Below are 21428 nucleotides of genomic sequence, written 5' to 3'. Positions count from 1 at the left end.
CTCAGCGCACCCGCTCGAGGGCGTCCTCGACCGCACCGATCACGCGTTCGGCGTCGCTCGAGTCGTCGATTCGGATATCGGTCCGGATCGTGGGTTCGTCGAACGTCGTCCCGTCGTCCTCGTCGAGCACGAACGCGTCGACGAAGGGGTAGGCCTCGGCCAACCCCGGCGTCCCGGGCTCGTAGCCGACGGCGTCCATCAGCTCCGCGGCGGGCCCCGAGAACGCCTCGCTTCCCAGGAACGGAGAGACGGCGACGACGGTCGTCTCCGCGAGCGCGTCGGCGATCCCCGGCACGGCGAGCATCGGACCGATGCTGGTGATTGGGTTGGAGGGGCCGAGGACGACGGGGTCGGACAGCGCCTCGAGCACCCCTGGCGCGGGGTTGGCCGTCTCGGCGCCGCGGAACTCGACCGTCTCGACAGTCGGTTCGCCGCGCTCGGCGACCCAGTACTCCTGGAAGTGGATCGGTCCCTCCGGTGTGTGGACGAGACTCGCCACGGGGTCGTCGCTCATCGGCAGCAGATCGAACGCCAGATCGAAGGCGTCGGCGAGCGTTTCGGTCGCCTCGCTCAAGGTGTGGCTCCGATCGATGAGGCTCGTCCGCGTGATGTGGACCGCGCGGTCGCGGTCACCGATCGTCATGAACTCCGCGATCCCCGAGAACCGCCGCCAGTTCGCGAGCTCCCGGCCCGCGGTCTGTCGGTCGTCGGCGAGGTACTGCGGCCCCGTCGGCAGGTCCGCCGCGTCGGCGAGCGCGAACAGCTCGGCGTTCGTCTCGTGGGTGTCGTCCGCGATCCCCCACCACGTCTCGCGGTCGAGGACGTCCCCGCCCTGGAAGAGGACGGTGTCGACGTCCGGCGAGACGAACAGTCCGCCGAGTTCGAGGTCGTCGCCCGTGTTGGCGACGACCGTCGTCTCCGCCGGCGAGAACGCGGCCTCGAGGCCGTCGAGCAGCTTCGGGGTCCCGGTGCCCCCGGAGAGAAACGTGACCATACGCGGGAGTCTCGAGCGAGGGCGCCTAATGCGTTGCGACCTGGCCGTCACACGCTCCTCGAGGGGCGTCCCGAGCTACCGGTTCCAGGCCGCCTCGTCGGGGTCGACCAGCCGCTCACCGCGATCGAGGTCGTCGATGCGCTCGCGCTCGTCCTCGCTCAGTTCGATCTCGAGCGCGTCGTAGTTCTCGCGGATGTGCTCGCCGCTTCCCTTCGGAATCGGGACGACGCCCTCCCGCCCGTAGTGCCAGGCCAGTGCGACCTGAACCGGGGTCGCGTCGTGGGCGTCCGCGATCTCCCGCAGTTCGTCGATCTCGTTTACCTCGGCCTTCGCGATGGGACAGTACGCCACCGTCGTCACGTCTCGCTCGCGCGCGAACGAAACGAGGTCGTCCTGCTGGAGCCGCGGATGGAGTTCGACCTGGTTGGCGAGGACGGGCGCCTCGAGGATTTCGACCGCCTCCTCGAGCAGGTCGGTCGTGAAGTTGCTGACGCCGACGTGGTCGGTCCAGCCCCGGTCGCGAACCTCGTCGAACGCCGGCAGGGTGTCCTCGGGCTCGTAGGCGCCCGTCGGCCAGTGGACGTACAGCAGGTCGACCGACTCGACGCCCAGGCGCTCGAGGCTCTCCGCGGTCGTCTCGAGGACGTCCTCGCGCGCGAGGTTCTCGGGGTGGACCTTCGTCGCGAGGAAGACGTCCTCGCGGGGAACGTCGCTCTCCTCGAGCGCGCGGCCGACGGCCCGTTCGTTGTCGTACATCTGTGCCGTATCGATGTGGCGGTAGCCGGCCTCGAGTGCGGTCTTGACGGCTTCGGTGCAGGCCTCGCCCTCGTGGCCCGAGGTGCCCAGACCGGGCTGTGGGATCTCCGTCGGTGACATAGGGCGTGCTACGCCGACCCACCACTCGGGGGTGGGGAAAGCGGCAAGGTGTGACTGTCCGACAGCGGCGTCGCGCTCGAGCGATAGACCCGAACCGCGACTCAGGGAACCTTGATGTAGCCGTACCCCTCCGCCTGGAGCTTCGCGATCTCGCCCACCGAGGCCGGGACGACCGTCACCGCCTCGAGCAGTTCCGACTCGTCGATCCCGAACCCCTCGAGGGAGTTCGCACAGCCCTTGAACGCGACGCCATCCTCGGCAAGGGTTCGGATCCGATCGGCATGGTCGGTCTCGTCGGCGACGTAGAGACTGATTGCGGCGCTGTTGACGACGAACTCGACCGCGTCGGTGTCGGTCGTCTCGTCGGCCAGCAGGTTCTCCAGGTTGTTCAGCGCCCGATCGTGGTCCGCCTCGTCACCGCTGGTCAGGTGGAGGATGGTCCGGACGGGCGGCTCCTCGTCGTCCGTGGCGGGTTCCTCCTCGGACTCGTCCGGGGTCGTCTCCCCGTCGCTCTCCGTCTCGGTCGGTTCGGCGTCGTCCTCGTCGTCCCCGCCAGCGCGCCCGACCGCGTAGCCGCCGGCCGTTCCGACCGCGACCACCGATCCGGTTCCCGCGAGGTAGCGTCGTCTGTTCATACGCGAGAATACACGCGAAGTGATAAAAGCGTTGCAGATGAGAGTCAGGATGTGGTGTATTTATGCGAAATCCGTCCGCAGCGGTCCCCTCGACGACGCTACCGGTCGACGAACCAGTCGGCGAAACTCCCCTCGAGCAGCGTCTCGGACTGGTTCTCGACGTAGCGCTGCTGCATCGATTCGATCGCCGCCTCGAGGTCGGCGCCGTCGTCGACCGCCTCCCGGACCCGGTCGTGCTTCCAGCGAGCGGGGGTCATCTTCTGGCGGACCCGCCGACGGAGCGGGTAGAGGTACTTCGCGGCCTCCTCCTCGGTGAGCCCGCGGTTCGTGAGGCCGTCCTCCGCGTGGGCCAGCAGGTCCTCGTAGAGCTCGAGTCGGTCGGTGGTTTCCCGCCCATCGTTGGTGATCCAGGTCAGTTCGGCGTCGAACCCCTCGCGCATCGCGGCGTAGAAGTTCTCGCGGGCGACCGCCCAGTCGAGTTCGACGATCGGATGCTCGAGGCGGGTCAGACTCTCGAGCAGGCCGGCGAACGCCGCGAGGAAGGCGATCGAATCTCTGACCGTAGGCTGGGCGGCGACGGGGCGGAACTCGATGCGGGCGTTGGCGGCCGAGCGGGTCGGTCCGCCGAAGACGGGGCGAACCCACCGCCAGTAGGTGCCGTGCTTGCGCCGGAAGTGCGAGAAACTGTCGTCGAAGCGCTCGCCGGCCTCGACGGGCATCGGGACGATGGTGTCGTCGGCAGCGATGCGGTCGATCGCCTCGTCGACGCTCGCTAAGTCCTTCGGGAACCGGACTTTCCCCTCGCCGGTAGAGGGATCGTTGAGCACCGTCTCGAAGACGCTGATCCGGTGTTCCATCCAGGCGTCCGCGAGAATTTGCTCGGGGGTCCCGTCGTCGTCGTACAGATCCGGCGGGAAAAAGGGCGAGTTGACCCCCAGCGCGAGCAGCGGGCCCGCGATCCGCAGCGCGTAGTTGAAGTAGATCGGAAGATCGGGCGCGTGGGCGACCTGGTAGTGGGGCTGGATCGACGTGATCAGGCTCTCGGGCATGACCGTGTCCGCCTGCAGGGAGACGTGGGGCGCCTCGATGCGCATTCCCGCGGTGTCCGCCCCGCTGGTGTTCGCCATCGCGTGGTAGCGACCCGAATCGCTCATGTTCGTCGCGACGCGGATCGTCCGCTCGGATCCGTCGGGGCCCGTGATCGTCTGCTCGATACTGTCGGTGAGGTACGTCCTCGCGTCCTCGCCCTCCGGCGGGATCGTCCACAGCGAGTCGCTGACCAGGCGCATCCCCTCCGAGCGAGTCACCCGCAGCGCGGTCTGCAGTCGCGCCTTGATCTCGGCCTCCTGGGCGACCAGGCCGTACGCGCTCAGGGGTTGGGGACTGGTCGTCATCTCGGCGTTGTGCAGTCCCAGTTCCTTCTCGAAGCCGATCAGCTCGAGCAGCCGTCGGGGCACCCGGCGAAGCGTGCAGTCGTCGGACTTGACGGCGTAGAACTCGTACTCGAAGCCGACGATCGCCTGCGGGTTGTCGAAGACGCCCTCCTCGACGGCCTCCTTGATCACCTCGGCGTCGGCCTGGGCCCGGTCGCGAAACTCGTCGGCGTCGACGGACAGCACGTCCGCGACCCGCGATGCGAGTTCCGCCTCTTCTGATGACATACGCCCCTGTCCGCGCCCGACCGTCTTGAAAGCACGCTCTCGAGGATCGGCCCGTCTCCGAACCGTTTTACACCCGTCGACGGCTACACGTCCCCGATGGAGTTCGCCACGTTCGCCGACCGAGCCGCCGCGATCGAAGCCGAGCCCGCGGACCTCGAGATCGTCGCCCGCGTCGCGACCCTGCTCGAGGACGCGGCCGACGGGAACGGCTCGCGGACCGTCGAAATCGTCGCTCGCTACGTTCAGGGACGGGCTTTCCCGGCCTGGACCTCGAGAACGCTCGATATCGGACCCAGCGCCTGCTACGAGGCGATCGCCCGCGCGGCGGGGACGAACGTCTCCCCCGACGATGTCGAGGACCGCCTCGCCGAGGTCGGCGAGATCGGCGACGTGGCCGCGAGCTACGAGTTCGGCGGCCAGCGGGGGCTGGGCGCCTTCGGAAACGGCAACAGCACCGGCGACCTCACCGTCCGCGAGGTCGACGACACCTTGCGCGACCTCGCGGCAGCCGAGGGGTCGGGCAGCCAGGACCGCAAGGTCGACCTGCTGTTCGGACTGTTCAATCGATGCTCGAGCGACGAAGCTCGCTACCTCGCCCGGCTCGTGCTCTCGGAGATGCGCATCGGCGTCGGCGAGGGGACGGTCCGGAACGCGATCGGCGAGGCGTTCGACGTCCCCACCGAGCGCGTCGAGCGCGCGCTGCAGGTGTCGAACGACTACGGCGAGGTCGCCCGGGTCGCCCTCGAGGACGGCCGTGAGGGCCTCGACGCGATGGACCTCGAGGTCGGCCGCCCGGTCCAGGCGATGCTCGCCCAGGCCGGCACCGTCACGGGAGCCCTCGAGGAGTGGGACGAGGCCGGCGTCGAGTGGAAGTACGACGGGGCTCGTTGTATTTCGGGATATACACCGATTTACACACGCGACCGGGGGCAACTCGCCGTTCGTGATCTCGAAGTTGGAGATAGGGTCCTCACACACAAAGGACGGTTCCGGGAGGTTGTAGCTAAAAATAAACGGGCAATCGATAGCACCGAACGGATATTCGAACTTTCGACGTATTTCGGGACGGAGTTTAAAATAACAGAGGGTCACGAGATGTTGGTTTACGATTCGGGAGACACTCAATGGATTCCGGTCGAAGACGTTACTGCGTCTGAAACGCTTGCCTTTCCGGTTCCCAATGTCCAGTCTTCCTCGACACCTCCTGAGCAACTCCAACTCAACACCATCGACAACTATACAAAAGAATTCGAACTATCGACGTCGTTCTATCGGTTCCTCGGATATTGGATCGGTGATGGTTCTACGAACGACTACAATGGCAACAACCGAATTGGATTGATGTTTCATAACGATGATTCGGATTTATTGGAAGAATATCGATCGATTGTCGTCAATACGCTCGGAATCTCACCGGAGAACGTACACACCTATAACCACGGTGGTGCGACCAATATGTACTGGACGGACGGTCCATTATTCAAATGGTTATGCAACAATTTCAGAAAAGGGGATCAGGATGGATGGAGGGGAAAAACAGTCCCGGACTGGTTCTGGAACCTGTCGGAGGAACAGATAGATGCGTTCCTCACGGGTTGGGAAGAAGCAGACGGATACGAAGACCCGCAGGGGAGACGATATATCACAACGAAGGAGCGATATCTTGTATCCATAATACAGCTCATAGCGTTGACGTTCGAGCGAGTTTTCGGAATTCGCCGAGTTAGAAAAAACGACAAAACGTACTATCGTCTAACAATATCCCAGTCTGACCGGTATGCACGGATAGAGAACGGATTCGTTGTCGTCGATACCCTCTCTAAAACGGAGCTGTCTCGAAAGAATCCACGAGAGGTAGATCCACGCCAAACGGTATACAATCTACAGGTTGCAGACGACGAAAGTTACTGCGTTCCGCTTACTGCGGTACACAATTGTCAACTTCATTTCGATGGCGATTCGATCGGTGTCTTCTCGAGAAACATGGAGGACGTCACCGACGCGCTTCCCGAGGTCGTCGAGTTCGCCGACGACTACCTCGCCGAACCCGTCATCCTCGATGGCGAGGTCGTCGCGATCGACGACGACGGCTCCCCGCTGCCGTTCCAGGAGGTGCTCAAGCGCTTCCGTCGCAAACACGACGTCGCGAAAGCTCGCGAGGACGTCGCCGTTCGGCCCGTCTTCTTCGACTGTCTGCACGCCGACGGCGAGGACCTGCTCGAGGAGCCGCTGACGAGCCGCCACGAGCGACTCGAGCGGGTTCTGCGCGAGGAACCCGGCCAGGAGCCCGACGAGGTCGAGGGGCTGTCCCTGCTGTGGCGCACCGACGATCCCGAGGAGATCGAACGGATCGACGCCGAGGCCCTCGAGGCGGGTCACGAGGGGATCATGCTCAAGAACCTCGAGTCGACGTACTCGCCGGGGCGTCGCGGGAAGCACTGGCGCAAGCGGAAACCCGACGTCGAGACGCTGGACTGCGTCGTCACGGGCGCGGAGTGGGGCGAGGGCCGGCGGGCGACGTTTCTGGGGACGTTCGAGCTCTCGGTGCGAGACGAGGACGCGCTCGAGACGGTCGGCAAGGTCGCGACCGGAATTACGGACGAGAAGCTCGCCGAGCTGACGGAACTGCTCGAGCCCCATATCGCGAGCGAGGACGGCCAAGCGGTCGAACTCGAGCCCGCGGTCGTCTTCGAGGTCGGCTACGAGGAGATCCAGTCCTCGCCGACGTACTCCTCGGGCTATGCCCTGCGGTTTCCGCGGTTCGTCGGCGTGCGCTCGGACAAGGATCCCGGGGACGCAGATAGCGTGGGGCGGCTCGAGCGGCTTCGAGACGAGTGAGAAAAAGTCGGTACGACGTTCTCTGAACCGAGCGGTCACCCGTTGGTGCCCGGTAGTCGATGAATTTCGGTACGCCTCGCCGCAGGTCTCGATCCGGGTTCGTTCTGCGTCGCGACCTCGAGTTGACGGGCATCGGTGAAAACTGGTTGACTGGGCGCCCTGCGTTCGCCGGACACGAGGGGATTCACACTCTCACCGACGGATTCTTTCACCCACAGATAGTTTCGCTCACGCACTCGTCCAGTGAAAGAGACGGTGCGTCTGCCGCGACGACGGGCGAGATACCCGAAGTTCTCGATCAGCGGCTTGTTGGAATCACCGCTGGCCTCGCCGATTGCCTTGGCGACGAACGTGACGAAGTCATGGAAGCCGAAGGCGTAGACTTATGCCGCCTCGAGGTAGGCCTCGACCGCCTCGCGCAGGGTCTTGTTGTCTCGATCAAACAACCGAGCATGACCCCCTTGACCACGTGTTCGTAAGTAGAAGCCGACTCGAAGAGATATCGTCTATTAGACCAATTCATTGTGTTTTCTATGGTATTTAAAATTTCCATCCTACAGTATGAGTAGTAAAGAGGTAGCAAATTTGGTGATGTCTACCGACAAGCGGACATCTCGGCGACGTACCGTACTTCGAGCAATTGCGGGATCAGCCTCTCTGGGCGGCGTAGGTGTTGGCATGGTGATCCGAAGACAACCCACCTGGATAATCACTTAGACATCAGTAACAGTAACGTCGAACTAACCGACCGGGATCCGAGTATAACACGGACTATCGACGGCGACTATGTCACCGTTACCCTCGAAGGAAGCGCCAGATCGGTCGGATTCTCCCTCTCCTATCCAGTGTACGTAGATAACGGTCAAGTCGGCCCTGGGGAGTATTCACCAGGCACTGCCGGAGAATACTCGGTCAGGTTCTCCGGGTGTAGTGAGCGAGACGTTACCGACACTATCGGTTACTCCGAACTTCGGAGTTCGGTAATCATTCCGGACCTCGAGAGCGGAATCGGCCTCAGTTGGTCGACAGAGGTCGGGGCACAAACAACCAATTCAGGTTCCTGCTGATTTCCCTAAGAGGCCAGGGAATACTATCCATTCGATGATGTCTCGCAAGAAGGGCCACACTTATAAATACAGACTTTTTTAGTATAAAACTACATTAGTCTAATTACGGGTAAAAATGTCCACGGAACTGCGGTAACGATAGATGATAGTATGATACAACCAGAGACGAACACACGCGAACTGTTGAGCGAAAGCATCGAAATATTCGAACTATTGGTAGTCTGGTCAGTGATCGCCGTCGTTCCGCTGGCCTACTACGCGTTCGTCGATTCGGACAGCATAGTCGGTCTCGGCTCTCGATACGTCGGGTACTTCGTGCTCGTTCTCGGCGGCGCCAACGTGTTGCTGTACGTGATCGCAAGAGGCATCTCCCTCGCGCAGACCGATCGCGTCTGAGACGGATCGCTGTACCGGTGTTCCGGCGCAACCGTCACCCCGGGTCGCGGGTGCGCTGGAAACGACGTCCGGCCGTCTGAGGGGTTCTCGTCGACGGCGCTGACGAAGCCGATCGAGCGAACAAAAACGACGGCACCGGCTTCGGGAGGACTCAGCCGAAGTTCTCGATCAGCGCCTCGTCGGAATCGCCGCCCGCGTCGTCGATCGTGTCGGCGACGAACGCGACGAAGTCGTGGAAGCCGAAGGCGTAGAGCTGGCCGTCCTCGAGGTGGTCCTCGATCGCCTCTCGCAAGGTCTCCTCGTCGCCCTCGTCGACGAAGACGACCGTCGCGCCGGCGTCCTCGAGGGTCTCGAGGCGGTCGACGTGGGCCGGTTCGTCGTCCTGATAGATCACGACGGCCTCGTGGCCCGCGTCGTGGGCCCCCTCGGCGATCGAGACCGCGGGGCCGACGCCGGGGCCGCCGGCGATCGCGACGATATCGCGGTCGCGTTCGTAGGTGATCTCGCCGAACGGGCCCTCGACGTGGACGGTCGCGCCCGGCTCGAGGTCGGCGAGCCACGGCGAGAGGTCGCCGTCGGGATCGACGCCGACGGTGAGTTCGAACGTGTCCTCGACCGAGGCCGACGAGAGCGTGTAGTGGCGCGCGACGACGTCGTCCTCGTCGTGGTCGGCCCGCTGGTCGTCGGCTCCCGGGACGGCCCGGAGCAGCACGAACTGTCCCGGAAGCGCGTCGAACCCGTCGGGAGTTTCGAGTTCGAGCGCGACGGTATCGGGGCCGACCTCGCGTACGGCGTCGACGGCGACTGGCGTCCCTTCCATATCCGATCAGTTCGGGAGGAGCGTGAAAAGCGGTTCCGTTCCGGCCGAACCGAGCGGCGGCGACTCGCGGATATACTCACGCTCGAGTAAGCCTCTATGAGGGCTTTCAGAAGCCTTTTCATTTACTGGGAGCAAGGTGCCGCATAACATGGCAGCGGACCTCAACTGGGCGATCGGAGGCGAGGCTGGCGACGGCATCGACTCCACCGGCAAAATCTTCGCTCAAGCGCTCTCGCGTGCCGGGCGACACGTATTCACCTCGAAAGACTTCGCGTCTCGGATCCGTGGCGGCTACACGGCCTACAAGATCCGAACGTCCGTCGACGAGGTCCAGAGCGTCGTCGACAGGCTCGACATTCTCGTCGCGCTTACCCAGCGGACGATCGACGAAAATCTCGACGAACTCCACGACGGCAGCGCGATCATCTACGACGGCGAACGCTCGTGGGACGCCGAGATTCCCGAGGAGATGAAGGGAATCGACGTCCCGCTGAAGTCGCTGGCGGAGGACGCCGGCGGCGCGATCATGCGCAACATCGTCGCGCTCGGAGCGGCCTGCGAGATCACCGGGTTCGACGTCGAATATCTCGACGAATCCCTCGAGAAGCGCTTCGGCGGGAAGGGGACCCAGATCGTCGAGAACAACAAGGAAGCCGCTCGCCTGGGCCAGGAGTACGTCCAGGAGAACTACGAGGTCGACGACCTCGGCTACGACCTCGAGACGACCGACGAGGACTACGTCCTGCTCAACGGCAACGAGGCGATCGGCATGGGTGCGATCGCCGCCGGCTGTCGGTTCTACGCGGGGTACCCGATCACGCCTGCGACCTCGATCATGGAGTACCTGACGGGTCGGCTCGAGGACTACGGCGGCCACGTCGTGCAGGCCGAGGACGAGCTTTCGGCGATCAACATGGCGCTCGGCGCGGCCCGGGGCGGGGCGCGGTCGATGACCGCGACCTCGGGCGCCGGGGTCGACCTGATGACCGAGACGTTCGGCCTGATCGCGACCAGCGAGACGCCGCTGGTCATCACCGACGTGATGCGCTCCGGTCCCTCGACGGGGATGCCGACCAAACAGGAGCAGGGCGACCTCAATATGGCCCTCTACGGCGGCCACGGCGAGGTCCCGCGCTTCGTCGTCGCCCCGACCTCGATCACCGAGTGTTTCTGGAAGACCATCGAGGCGTTCAACTTAGCCGAGAAGTACAACACGCCGGTGTTCCTCGTCTCCGACCTGGCGATGTCGGTCACCGAGCAGACGTTCCCGCCGGAAGCGTTCGACATGGACGACGTCGAGATCGACCGCGGCAAGCTCGTCGACGACGAGGAGGTCCAGGAGTGGCTCGACGCCCAGGGCCGCTTCCGTGCCCACGCCGCGACGGAGGACGGCGTCAGCCCGCGATCGATCCCCGGCACGACCGACGGCGCCCACATGAGCACGGGTCTCGAGCACGACGAACTCGGCCGCCGAACCGAGGAGACCGAGGTTCGCGTTCAGCAGGTCGACAAGCGAAACCGCAAGGTCGAGACCGCGAAAAACGAGGAGGAGTGGGACTACCGCGAGTTCGGCGACCCCGATGCGGAGAACCTCGTCATCTCCTGGGGGTCGAACGAGGGCGCGCTGGTCGAAGCCCTCGAGTACCTCGAGGACGAAGACGTCGACGTCCGCGTCATCTCGGTCCCCTACATCTTCCCGCGACCCGACCTCGCAGACGAGATCGAGGCCGCCGAGGAGACGATCGTCGTCGAGTGTAACGCCACGGGACAGTTCGCGGACGTGATCGAACACGACGCCCTTACCCGCGTGAAACGCATCAACAAGTACACCGGCGTCCGCTTCAAGGCGGACGAACTGGCCGAAGAGATTACGACCAAACTCGCCGAGGAGGTGCCCGCATAATGAGCTCCGACGTTAGATTCACAGACTTCAAATCCGACAAGCAGCCGACCTGGTGTCCCGGATGCGGCGACTTCGGGACGATGAACGGCATGATGAAAGCCCTCGCCGAGACCGGCAACGACCCCGACAATACGTTCGTCGTCGCCGGGATCGGCTGTTCCGGCAAGATCGGGACCTACATGCACAGCTACGCCCTCCACGGGGTTCACGGCCGTGCGCTTCCGGTCGGTCAGGGGGTCAAGATGTCCCGGCCCGACATCGAAGTGATGGTCGCCGGCGGGGACGGCGACGGCTACTCGATCGGCGCCGGCCACTTCGTCCACGCCGTCCGCCGAAACGTCGACATGACCTACGTCGTCATGGACAACCGCATCTACGGACTCACGAAGGGCCAGGCGTCGCCGACCTCGCGCTCGGACTTCGAGACCTCGACGACCCCCGAGGGTCCTAAACAGCCCCCGGTCAACCCGCTCGCGCTCGCGCTGGCCTCCGGCGCGTCCTTCATCGCCCAGTCGTTTGCCTCCGACGCCCTGCGTCACCAGGAGATCGTCCAGAAGGCGATCGAACACGACGGCTTTGGCTTCGTCAACGTCTTCAGCCCCTGCGTGACGTTCAACGACGTCGACACCTACGACTACTTCCGCGACTCGCTGGTCGACCTTCAGGAGGAGGAAGACCACGACCCGAACGACTACGAGGCCGCCAAGGAGGTCATCCTCGACAGCGAGAAGGAGTACCAGGGCGTGATGTACCAGAACGAAAACTCCGTGCCGTACCACGAACAACACGGCGTCACCGAGGACATGTCCGAGATTCCCGACGGCGCCCCCGAGGACGCGATGGATCTCGTCCGCGAGTTCTACTGAGCCGCGGCCGGGATCGAAGTCGAGCGGTTTCTCCCGCCGTTGCGAATAAACGACTGTAATATGTAGCGCGACAGTGAGGAACCTCGAGACCCGAGATCTATCTATGAGGACTACAGCGACCGGTACCGAACGGTTCCGGCGATCGGACGGGTGGGGCGACTCGTCCCCTCCCCGGACGGCCGTCGTTCGCACGGCGGACCGGCGCGGCGATCGATGCTCGAGCGGAGGTAAAGGGGGATGAGTGACTCGCCGCCGTCGGACCGATTCAGGGTCACCATGGTCGTCTCGGACATCGACTCGACCCGCGAGGTGCTGTCGTGTATCGACGACGCCGGGGGGACGGTCCAACCGGAGACCCTCGAGGTAGACGAGCCGCGAGGCGGAACCGTCAGGGTCGATCTCAGCGAGGTGACGCCGAAGCAGTGGGAGGCGCTCGAGCTCGCGCTCGACGCGGGGTACTACGCCAGCCCCCGGACGGTCGGCCTGAGCGAACTCGCCGACGAACTCTCGATCTCGAAGTCCGCGGTCTCTCAGCGGCTCCGGGCCGCCGAGTCGACGCTGGTCCAGGCGGTCGTCGCGGCGACGCGGGTGGCTGCCCCCGAAACCGGGTAGGCCGACACTGCCCCCGCCGATCGGGCGCCGCTCGAGATCCCCCCCTCGGGATCACTCCGCGACGAACGACCGGATCAGCGTCAGCTCTACCGCACCGAGTCGCTGGGAGACCGCGGACTTCGAAACGTCGAGCGCGTCCGCGAGATCGGCGAGCGTCGCGTTTCGCGGTCGGTCGTAGTAGCCGAGTTCGACCGCCAGCTTCGCGGCTTCGCGCTGTCTGGCCGTGACGTCCGACGCGTCGATCTCGAGCGTGACCCGCTCGTCGGCCGACCGGTGAGCGAGGTGGCGGAGCCGAACCGTGGCCCCGGTCTCCTCGAGCGCCGAGACGATGCGGGCGAGACGCGACCGTCGGTCGACGACCAGCGAGACGACGAGCGAGCCGTCGGTGACGCCGGTGACGTCGAACACGCAGTCGTGCCGGCTGATGGTCCGACAGACGCAGTCGGCCGTCGCCGTCGATCGCACGTAGGAACGGTCGCAGCCGTCGTCGTCGACGGTCACGACGTCGCTGTGGCAGTTCCCGTCGCCGGCGAACGTCCGGGTAACTGCGACGGCGTTCGGCGCCTCGGCGACGACCGGACAGCCGACCGTCGGGTCGGGTTCGACCTCGAGCGTCGCCCGAAGCGGCGGCGTCTCCGTTTTCCCGCTCGGCTGCTGGACGGAGGTGGCGGTCATACCCGTTGGTATTCTCCCCGCCGTTTTATAAGAGGCGGAAGGTTCTTGATCAGTGGGTATCGACCGAACTCGTTCGTCCTCCTTTGGGCCGTCGACAGCGACCCGTTCGATTTCGAGCGGGACGGCCGGAACCGACGGTGACGACCAGCCGTCGCATTGACGTGTGAAGGTCGTTCTCACCCGGTTAGAAGGAACGCGGTAGCTCACGAGTACGGCACGCCAACCTCCGCACGTGATGATACCATGACATGGACGATCGCCGTCGGGATCAAACAGGTTCCCGACGCCGACGAGGTCGGTATCGATCCCGACACGGGCCGGCTCGACCGGGCGAACGCGCCCGCGGTGATGAACGGGCCCGACCGGCACGCCCTCGAGGCGGCCCTGACGATCCGCGATCGGGTCGGCGGCGAGGTGATCGCGATGACGATGGGGCCGCCGAACGCGACGAGCGTCCTCGAGGAGGCCGTTGCCGTGGGCTGTGACGACGCGGTCCTGATCTCCGACCGGGCGTTCGCGGGCAGCGACACCTGGCCGACGAGTCTGACCCTCGCCCGCGCGGCCGAGGCGCTCGAGGCCGACGTCGTCGTCTGCGGCGAGGAGACGACGGACTCCTCGACTGGACAGGTGCCGCCCGGGATCGCGGCGCACAACGGCTGGGCGCAGTTGACCTACGTCGAGGCGGTCGATCCGCGACCCGGGGAGAGACGGCTCGCCGCCAGACGCGACGTCGAGGGCGGCTACGAACTCGTCGCCGCCGAGTTACCGGTCGTCGTCGCCGTCGCGTTCGGCGAGTTCGACCCCCGTCCGGCGGGACTGCACCGCAAGATCTACGGCGAGAACGACTTCGAGCCGACGGTTTGGGACGCCGAGACGCTGGGGATCGAGGAGGAGGTCGGCCTCGACGTCTCGCCGACTTCCGTCGGTCGGATGGAGACCGTCGACCCGGTCGAGCGGAGGAGCGAGGTGGTCGACGACGTCGACGACCTCGCGGCGGCGATGACGGAGGTGGAAGCATGAGCGCCGACGAACCCGGTATCGACGTCGGCGAGTACGAGGACGTCTGGGTGTTCGTCGAGGTACACGACGGCGAGGTGATGCCCGTCTCCTGGGAGCTGCTCGCGGAGGCGCGGGAGCTGACGGAGAACACGGGGGAGAATCTCGTCGCGCTGACGATCGGCGAGGGCCTCGAGACGGTGGCCGACGAGGCGCTCGCTCGCGGCGCCGACCGGGTTCTCGTCGCAGACGATCCGGTCTTCGAGCCCTACCGGGCCGACCCCTACGGCGAGCAGTTCCGCGCGATGGTCGAGGAGCGCAAGCCCTCGATCGTGCTCATCGGCGGCACCCACACGGGCCGGGACTTCGCGGGGCGGGTCGCGGTGCCCGCCCACGCCGGGCTCACCGCCGACGTCACCGAGATCGACGTCGACGACGAGGGGATCCTGCAGGCCCGCCGCCCGGCGTTCGGCGGCGACGTGCTCGCGACGATCCTCTGCGAGGAACACCGCCCGCAGATGGCGACGATCCGGCCGGGCGTCTTCGAGGCGGCCGGCCCCGACCCCGAGCGGGTCGCCGACGGCGAGGTCGTGAGCGTCGACGTCGTCGTCGACGAGGCCGACGCGATCAGCGAGGTGCTCGAGCGCGAGGTCGGCGACACCGCCGACGTCACCGAGGCCGAGCGGATCGTCGCCGTCGGACGCGGCATCGAGGGCGACCTCGGGCCGGCGCGGCGACTCGCCGACGCGCTCGACGCCGAACTCGCGGCGAGTCGCGCGGCGGTCGACGAGGGCTGGGTCGACGGCGCCCGGCAGGTCGGCCAGACGGGCAAGACCGTCAGACCCGACCTGTACGTCGCGGTCGGCATCAGCGGCGCGATTCAGCACGTCGAGGGGATGAACAAGAGCGGGACGGTCGTGGCGATCAACGACGACCCGAACGCGCCGATCTTCGAACACGCCGACTACGGCATCGTGGGCGACCTCTTCGAGGTCTGTCCCGCGCTGACCGAACGGCTCGCGGACGAACGGAGACAGGAGGTCCCAGGATGACACCGGAACTCGAGGCGGAGACGCGAGCGGAACCGAACTACGACGACCGGTTCGACGCGATCGTCGTTGGCGCGGGACCGGCCGGCAGCGCCGCGGCCCTGACGATGGCCGATCGGGGCCTCGAGGTCCTGCTCCTCGAGCGGGGCGCCTCGCCGGGAGCGAAGAATCTCTTCGGCGGCGTGCTGTACACGCCGACGATCCGCGAACTGACCGCGTTCGAGGAGGCGCCGCTCGAGCGCTACGTCGCCGAGAAGCGCTTCAGCATGCTGAGCGAGGACGACGAGACCGCCGTCTCCCTGCGGCCGGGCGAGTGGCACCGCGAACCGCACAACGACTCCTATACGGTGTTGCGCGGGGAGTTCGACGAGTGGTTCGCCGGGCAGGCCGTCGACCGGGGAGCGACGCTGGTGACCGAGACGACGGTCACCGGCCTCGTCCGCGAGGGCGGTCGCATCGTCGGCGTCGAGACCGACCGCCCGGACGGGACGATCCGGGCGCCCTACGTCGTCCTCGCGGAGGGCGGCAACTCGCTGGTCAGCGAGGGGGCGGACCTGAAGCCGACCGAGAGCCGGGAGGACGTCGCCGTCGCGGTCAAGGAGGTACTCGAGTTCCCCGACCGGGAGGGCGTCATCGAGGATCGGTTCCGGCTGACCGACGACGCGGGCGTCTCGTACCACTACTTCGGCGAGGGTGCCGTCGGCGACGCCTTCGGCGGCGGCTTCATCTACACCAACGACGACACGGTGAGCGTCGGCGTCGCCTACCGGATCGAGGACGCCGTCGTCGCCGACCAGTCGCCCGAGGAGACGCTGAACGCGTTCAAGTCCCACCCGGCGGTCGCGCCGCTGGTTCGGGACGCCCGGACCGTCGAGTACGGCGCCAAGACCATCCCGGAGGGTGGCGCCGAGAGCGTCCCCGACCTCGTCCACGACGGCGCGGTTATCGCCGGCGACGCGGCCGGACTGGTGCTCAACAACGGCGTCCACCTCGAGGGGACGAACATGGCCGTCGAGAGCGGCTACCACGCCGGTGTCGCGATCGCCAGCGCGGCCGACCGGCGGCGGACCGACGCCGACGCGCTGCGAGCCTACCCCGAGGCGCTCGAGGAGTCGTTCGTCGTGCGCAACCTGGAGCGGTACGCGTGGCTGATGGACGCGGTCGAGGCGGATCGCGACCTGCTGTTCGAGGACCTCCCGCGGGCGTTCGCCGACGCCGGGACGGCGTACTTCCGGATGGATCGACGACCGAAAGAGGCCCACGCTGACGGCGCGAAAGCGGCGATGCTCGATGCCCTCGGCGGGTGGACCGGCGCCGCCAGACTGGCCCTGCGGTACCGCAAGGTGGTGACCTGAGATGAGCACGCAACCGACGACCCCGACGATCGACAACGACTCGCTCGAGGACCGACTCTACACGGTCAAGTACGACGATCCCGGCGACTCGCACCTCGACGTGAAAGTGCCGGAGATCTGTGCCGACTGCGAGACGAACGACTGCGTTCGCGTCTGCCCGGCCGAGGTCTGGCGCGAGGGCGAGGACGGCGTCCCGCGGATCGCCTACGAGAACTGTCTCGAGTGCTCGAGCTGTCGGTTCGCCTGCGAGTACGACAACGTCGTCTGGGAGTATCCCGAGCGGGGCGGGGGCGTGACGTTCAAGCGCGGATGAGCGGGGTCCCGAGCCTGCACCCGTTCGTGTCGTTCCCGACGATCGGGAACCACGCCGTCTCTTCTTGTGTGTCGGTGACATACCCGTAGACAGAGGGACCATGTCCAACTCATCCAGCGGCCGAACGGGGACGGCCGAGATCACGACCAAAGAGGAGGCGGCGGTGCTCGCGTACGACACGCTCACCGCGGCCGGCCAGGAGTCGGTCGCAACGTCGATGCCACACCGAACGCGGGCGACGTGGATCGTTCCGGCGACGAGCGACGAGGGGATGTGGCGGGTTCACATCGACCCGCGAACCGGACGGACCCGCGTCGTCGCCGCCGAGAGCTGACGGCGTCGAGCCGATCCCGGAAGCGGTCGGCTTCGCGCGTCGGCACATCGGTACCGGCCGGCCGCTCGAGCCGAGCGTATCAGTCCGTGGGACGCTACCCCACGTTCATAGGGGTAGCCGCCGTACTCCGCTCCGATGAACGGGGATATTCTCGTCGCGACCGACGGCAGCGACATCGCGGCGACCGCCGCCGCCCAGGGACTCGAGATCGCCGAACGTCTCCAGGCGACCGTCCACGCCGTCTCGGTCGTCGACCGGGCGGACGCCGACGACGAGTCGGTCCACGAGCGCCACCAGGAGTTCGTCGAGCGCGTCGAGCGCGACTGCCGCGACCGTGGCCTCGACGTCGAGACGAGTGTTCGCTCCGGTCGGCCCGGCAGGGAACTGCTCGAGTACGCCGACGAGCGCGACGTCGGGCTGATCGTCATGGGTACTCACGGCCGAACCGGCCTGAAACGCTGGCTCATGGGTAGCGTCGCGATCGCGGTCGTCCGCGAGGCGGGGTGTCCGGTGCTTACCGTCAACGCGACCGCCGCGGCCCCGTTCGAGGAGATCGACGACGTACTCATCGCGACCGACGGCCGGCCGGGGGTAGATACGGCCGTCGACCAGGGGCTCGAGCTCGCGACGGCCTACGGCTCGCGCGTCCACTCGCTGTACGTCGTCAACGACGTCCACTCGCACACGAGCGTCGTCCTCGAGGCCTTCGAGGAGCTCGGCGAGCGCTCGACGAGCAAGATCGCCGAACGTGCGGGCGAGCGCGGTCTCGAGACCGAGCGCGCCCTCGAGCGGGGGATCCCTCATCGAGAGATCGTCGCCTACGCCGACGAGCGCGACGTCGACCTCGTCGTCGTGGGAACGGAGAGTCGCTCGGGGCTCGATCGCGTCGTCGCCGGAAGCGTCTCCCAGCGGGTGATCGGCACCGCACCGGTTCCGGTGCTGTCGGTCCGAACGCTCGAGCGATAATCGCACCGAAGCGAGACGCCGCCCGAATGGTCCTCCTCGAGAACCTCGTGCTGGTGTTCGTCGCGGGACTGGTCACCGCGTTAGCGACCGGTCTCGGCGCGATTCCGTTCTTCTTCTTCGACGAGATCAGCGACCAGCGGAGCGTCGTTCTCTGGGGCTTTTCCTCCGGGATCATGGTCTCGGCGTCTCCTTCGCCGATCTCGGTCTCGAGGGCGGGGTTCCCCTGCTCGGCGTTACCGTCCCGCTGCTGGCGGTGTTCATGACCGTCGCGATCTCGATCCCGCTGAAGTCGATGGGCGTGGCGAACTGGAAGCTCGTCTGGTGAGCAGCCTTCTCGAGTCTTCCACAGCCGATCGGCGCCGTCCTCGCGTTCGGGCTCGTCCGGGTCGCCCGGGAGTTTCTCCCGTTCGGGTTCGGCTTCGCCGCCGGAGCGATGATCTATCTCGTCCTCACGGAGTTCGTTCCGGAGGCGCTGGCGCTCGGGGAGGAGTTACCCCGCGGCGGGAAGCCCGAACTGGCGGGCGGCATCGCCGTCGGCGTGCTCGTCATGCTCCCGCTCGCGTTCGTCTGACCGCCGCGTGTCGGAGTCCGATCGATACGCCCGACTCCGCTCCCCGGCGGCGAGCCGTCTAGAAGACTTATCCCACCCGGGCGACTATCTGATCGATCTAGAGACAGTTCTTCCACACAGATTGTATTTATATCCTGAATGTTTATATTGCTTCAGTTATATTATATCTAAAACGACCAACAAAATCTGAAATCAATTGAACCCGACTAAGATCAAGGAAGGACAGCAGCACGAAATTACCACGCACGATCAACGGAAGCGAAAACGCGAAACGATGACACCACAAGTTCACAATCGAACCACCGACGCCGACGGGGTAGGGATCGACGGCGACTCGGAGACGCTCGATCTCGACAGCGACGACGAAGCACAGCACAACCAGACCAACCGATCCGGATTCACGTTCGTTCCCGCCGAGCGCCTCGACGGTCTCGAGTGTCGGGTCTCCGAACGGAGCGAGGGACTCCTCACGGCCTACCTGGCGACCGGGTCGGGGACGGTCCTCGAGCGACGGACGATCGCGGCGCTCGATCCGGGTGAGACGTTCGCCTTCGAGACCGACCTCGAGGCGGGCCGAACCTACCGGATCCAGTGTGACGCCCGGGGTCGAAACTACGTCCGGGGACGGGCCGAGGTCGACTACCCCCTGGAGAACGACCTGCTGGCGGTCACGCACGGCCTCTACACCGAAGCCGGGGCCGAGACGACCAGCTACCGCTACTGCATCGACCGGATCGGCCCGATCCGGTCCGGGGAACGCGAGGACGCGATCGACCTCGAGAGCGATGACGAGGGTCAGTCCTGGCGCTCGCTGAACGGCCGTTCCGGCGTCCGAATACGGACGACCGAGACCGTAAACGGGCTCGTGTGCCGGCTCTCCGAGCGCTCGGAGGGGCTCGTCACGGGGTATCTGACCACCGACTCGGGCGACGTCATCGAGCGACAGACGATCGCGATCCTCGAGGCCGGCGACACGTTCGCCTTCGACACGGAACTCGAGGCCGACGAGACCTACCGGGTCGTCTTCGACGCCCGGGGGCGGAGCTACGTTCGCGGACGGGCCGCCGTGGACTACCCGTTCGAGTCGGAGTCGCTTTCGGTCACCGAGGGGATCTACGGGGGCGGCCAGCTCTCGGACAGCTACCGCTACTGTATCGACCGGATCGGACCCGCCGACGCCGGAACGGTTCCGGACACCGGCTACGAGAGCGAGACGGACTCGGCCGACGAGGAGTCGGATACGGACACGCTGGACCTCGGTCGCGACGAGGAAGGCCAGTCCTGGCGCTCGCTCGACGACCCCTCCGGCCTCCGGTTCCGGACCGCGGAAAACGTCCGCGACGTCACGTGCCGAATCTCCGCGGAGACCGACGGCGTCACGACGGCGGTTCTTACCGACGACGACGGCGACGCCCTCGCGGAACGGTCGATCGACGACCTCGGGGCCGGCGACGCGTTCGCCTTCGACGTCGACCTCGAGGCCGGCGAGGCCTACCGGCTCCTCCTCGACGCCGGCGGCGAGAGCTACGTTCGCGGGCGGACCGCCGCCGACTACCCCCTCGAGAGCGACGTCCTCGAGGCGACCCACGGCATCTACAGCGGCGACTACGAGTCCGGGAGCTACCGCTACTGTGTCGATCGGATCACGGTTTCGATCGTCGACTCCGAACCGAGCGAGCCCGAGGAGTCCGAACCCGAGGAGTCCGAACCCGAGGAGAGCACGATCGATCTCGGCGACGACGAGGAGAGCCAGTCCTGGGGCTCGCTGGACCAGCCGTCCGGCGTTCGGTTCCACGCGGCCGACGACCTCTCGAGGGTAACGGGTCGGCTCTCGGCCGAGACCGAGGGCGTCACGACCGCGTACCTCACCGACGACGACGGTGACGCCCTCGCGGAACGCTCGATCGCCGACCTCGAGGCGGGCGACACCTTCGCCTTCGAAACGGAACTCGAGGCCGGCGAGACCTACTGGGTCGTCTGCGACGCCGGCGGCGAGAGCTACGTCCGCGGCCGGGCCGCGATCGACTACCCCCTCGAGGACGACCTGCTTTCGGTCACTCACGGGATCTACGGCGGCTACCTCGAGACCGACGGCTACCGCTACTGTATCGATCGACTCACCGTCGAGAACGCCGGCTCCGGCTCGGGCGGCTACGAGACGAAAACCGAAGAGAGCGCGCTCGAACTCAACGGCGACGAGGAGGCACAGTCCTGGGGATCGCTGGACCGACCCTCGGGGATCCGGTTCCAGCCCCTCGAGGACCTCGACAGCGTGGCGTGTCGGCTCTCGAGCGAAACCGAGGGCGTCACGACGGCGGTCCTGACCGACGACTTCGGCTCGGCCCTCGAGGAGCGGTCGATCGCCGACCTCGAGGCGGGCGACACCTTCACTTTCGACGTCGATCTCGAGGCCGAGGAGGCCTACCGCATCTTGCTCGACGCCGACGGCGAGCGCTACGTTCGCGGCCGAGCCGCCGACGACTACCCCCTCGAGGACGACC

Annotated in this window: 17 protein-coding genes and 2 pseudogenes; 13 read left to right on the top strand and 6 right to left on the bottom strand. The window is 66.1% G+C overall.

What is annotated here, in order from left to right:
* Position 1 precedes the first annotated feature (1 nt).
* From cofD to ACNA7R_RS05125, 4 genes are all read right to left on the bottom strand, one after another.
* On the bottom strand, positions 2-994 hold the full coding sequence (gene cofD / locus ACNA7R_RS05140) for a 2-phospho-L-lactate transferase (protein ID WP_416282485.1): 993 nt from the start codon (positions 992-994) through the stop codon (positions 2-4).
* 75 nt (positions 995-1069) lie between these two features.
* Positions 1070-1870, bottom strand: coding sequence for an aldo/keto reductase (locus ACNA7R_RS05135; RefSeq protein ID WP_416282484.1), 801 nt, complete (start codon positions 1868-1870; stop codon positions 1070-1072).
* A 101-nt stretch (positions 1871-1971) separates the two neighbouring features.
* The gene (locus ACNA7R_RS05130) at positions 1972-2505 is read right to left on the bottom strand and encodes a DsrE family protein (RefSeq protein WP_416282483.1); all 534 of its coding nucleotides are present in this window, start codon (positions 2503-2505) and stop codon (positions 1972-1974) included.
* Between the two features lie 98 nt (positions 2506-2603).
* Positions 2604-4166 (bottom strand): hypothetical protein, encoded by a 1563-nt coding sequence (locus ACNA7R_RS05125; RefSeq protein WP_416282482.1) that lies wholly within the window; start codon positions 4164-4166, stop codon positions 2604-2606.
* A gap of 96 nt (positions 4167-4262) precedes the next feature.
* On the opposite strand from ACNA7R_RS05125, the gene ACNA7R_RS05120 reads away from it, so the two are divergent.
* Together ACNA7R_RS05120 and ACNA7R_RS05115 are read left to right on the top strand one after the other, a co-directional pair.
* A complete protein-coding gene (locus ACNA7R_RS05120; RefSeq protein WP_416282480.1) occupies positions 4263-7004 on the top strand; it encodes an ATP-dependent DNA ligase in 2742 nt (913 codons plus the stop codon).
* Positions 7005-8284: 1280 nt separating this feature from the next.
* Complete coding sequence (locus tag ACNA7R_RS05115; RefSeq protein WP_416282479.1) at positions 8285-8467, top strand: hypothetical protein; 183 nt, start codon at positions 8285-8287, stop codon at positions 8465-8467.
* A 151-nt stretch (positions 8468-8618) separates the two neighbouring features.
* Here ACNA7R_RS05115 and ACNA7R_RS05110 read toward each other — a convergent pair whose 3' ends face one another.
* Positions 8619-9287, bottom strand: a complete 669-nt coding sequence (locus tag ACNA7R_RS05110; protein ID WP_416282478.1) for an FAD-dependent oxidoreductase — start codon at positions 9285-9287, stop codon at positions 8619-8621.
* A gap of 148 nt (positions 9288-9435) precedes the next feature.
* Between ACNA7R_RS05110 and ACNA7R_RS05105 the strand changes: the two genes are divergently transcribed.
* The 3 genes from ACNA7R_RS05105 to ACNA7R_RS05095 all read left to right on the top strand — a co-directional run bounded on the left by ACNA7R_RS05105 (position 9436) and on the right by ACNA7R_RS05095 (position 12668).
* Complete coding sequence (locus ACNA7R_RS05105) at positions 9436-11190, top strand: 2-oxoacid:acceptor oxidoreductase subunit alpha (protein ID WP_416282477.1); 1755 nt, start codon at positions 9436-9438, stop codon at positions 11188-11190.
* The gene (locus ACNA7R_RS05100) at positions 11190-12056 is read left to right on the top strand and encodes a 2-oxoacid:ferredoxin oxidoreductase subunit beta (RefSeq protein ID WP_416282476.1); all 867 of its coding nucleotides are present in this window, start codon (positions 11190-11192) and stop codon (positions 12054-12056) included. The genes ACNA7R_RS05105 and ACNA7R_RS05100 overlap by 1 nt, the downstream gene beginning before the upstream one ends.
* A 237-nt stretch (positions 12057-12293) precedes the next feature.
* Positions 12294-12668, top strand: coding sequence for a helix-turn-helix domain-containing protein (locus ACNA7R_RS05095; protein ID WP_416282475.1), 375 nt, complete (start codon positions 12294-12296; stop codon positions 12666-12668).
* Between the two features lie 51 nt (positions 12669-12719).
* Here the strand turns inward: ACNA7R_RS05095 and ACNA7R_RS05090 are convergent, their stop codons facing one another.
* Positions 12720-13343: a helix-turn-helix domain-containing protein gene (locus ACNA7R_RS05090; protein WP_416282473.1), complete on the bottom strand. Its 624-nt coding sequence runs from the start codon at positions 13341-13343 to the stop codon at positions 12720-12722.
* Between the two features lie 243 nt (positions 13344-13586).
* Between ACNA7R_RS05090 and ACNA7R_RS05085 the strand changes: the two genes are divergently transcribed.
* From ACNA7R_RS05085 to ACNA7R_RS05050, 8 genes and pseudogenes are all read left to right on the top strand, one after another.
* Complete coding sequence (locus tag ACNA7R_RS05085) at positions 13587-14363, top strand: electron transfer flavoprotein subunit beta/FixA family protein (protein ID WP_416282472.1); 777 nt, start codon at positions 13587-13589, stop codon at positions 14361-14363.
* The gene (locus ACNA7R_RS05080; protein ID WP_416282471.1) at positions 14360-15391 is read left to right on the top strand and encodes an electron transfer flavoprotein subunit alpha/FixB family protein; all 1032 of its coding nucleotides are present in this window, start codon (positions 14360-14362) and stop codon (positions 15389-15391) included. The genes ACNA7R_RS05085 and ACNA7R_RS05080 overlap by 4 nt, the downstream gene beginning before the upstream one ends.
* Positions 15388-16743: an FAD-dependent oxidoreductase gene (locus ACNA7R_RS05075; protein ID WP_416282470.1), complete on the top strand. Its 1356-nt coding sequence runs from the start codon at positions 15388-15390 to the stop codon at positions 16741-16743. Before ACNA7R_RS05080 ends, ACNA7R_RS05075 begins: the two co-directional genes overlap by 4 nt.
* A 1-nt stretch (position 16744) precedes the next feature.
* Positions 16745-17056, top strand: coding sequence for a ferredoxin family protein (locus ACNA7R_RS05070; RefSeq protein ID WP_416282469.1), 312 nt, complete (start codon positions 16745-16747; stop codon positions 17054-17056).
* Between the two features lie 100 nt (positions 17057-17156).
* A complete protein-coding gene (locus ACNA7R_RS05065; RefSeq protein ID WP_416282468.1) occupies positions 17157-17390 on the top strand; it encodes a hypothetical protein in 234 nt (77 codons plus the stop codon).
* 135 nt (positions 17391-17525) lie between these two features.
* Entirely contained in the window at positions 17526-18356 is an 831-nt protein-coding gene (locus ACNA7R_RS05060; protein ID WP_416282467.1) for a universal stress protein, read from the top strand.
* Positions 18357-18382: 26 nt separating this feature from the next.
* Positions 18383-18927 (top strand): annotated as a pseudogene (locus ACNA7R_RS05055) (ZIP family metal transporter).
* 274 nt (positions 18928-19201) lie between these two features.
* Positions 19202-21428: pseudogene (locus tag ACNA7R_RS05050) on the top strand (hypothetical protein); the annotation flags it as partial.

Source organism: Natronococcus sp. (assembly GCF_047921035.1).
Lineage (GTDB): Archaea > Halobacteriota > Halobacteria > Halobacteriales > Natrialbaceae > Natronococcus.
Note: the sequence above shows the minus strand (reverse complement) of the source record. Positions and strands in the feature narration are given on the sequence as shown.